The 539-nt window shown below is 66.6% G+C and carries 1 protein-coding gene; it reads left to right on the top strand.

Going from position 1 to position 539, the window contains the following annotated elements; genetic code table 11:
- Positions 1 to 539, top strand: a 539-nt coding sequence (locus ACTQ05_RS09575) for an SIS domain-containing protein (RefSeq protein WP_441049394.1), incomplete at both ends; no start/stop codon positions are given.

Raw genomic sequence — 539 nt, 5'->3', positions numbered from 1 at the left:
CCGGCGGCTGCGAGAAGGGCTACTACCTCGCCGACTGCTTCGGCCTGCGCCTGCTCAACCGCCGCGGCTGCTTCCCCAAGTTCGACCTGTTCATCGAGCAGACGAAGGACGTCTGGAAGGACTTGCTCGACATCCGCAAGCGCTTCGAGCCGCGCGCCGAGGAGATCGCCAGGAAGTACGCGCTGGCCGACTACACCATGTTCATCGGCTCGGGGGCCCTCTGGGGCGAGACCATCCTGTACTCCATGTGCCTGCTCGAGGAGATGCAGTGGAAGCGCATCCGCCACATCACCTCGCACGACTTCTTCCACGGCACGCTCGAGCTGCTCGAGCCCGGCGTCCCGGTGTTCCTGTTCATGGGCGAGGACGAGTGCCGCGCCCTCGACGAGCGCGTCCGCGCCTTCCTCACCAGCGGCGTGACCGGCGACGAGGACTACGTCATCATCGACACCGCCGAGTACGCGATCCCGGGCCTGGACGACGACTTCCGCGTCATCGTGTCGCCGTGGATCCTGTCCGTGCTGACCACCGACCGCCTC

The organism is Collinsella sp. LCP21S3_A9, assembly GCF_052118785.1.
GTDB lineage: Bacteria > Actinomycetota > Coriobacteriia > Coriobacteriales > Coriobacteriaceae > Collinsella.
Note: the sequence above shows the minus strand (reverse complement) of the source record. Positions and strands in the feature narration are given on the sequence as shown.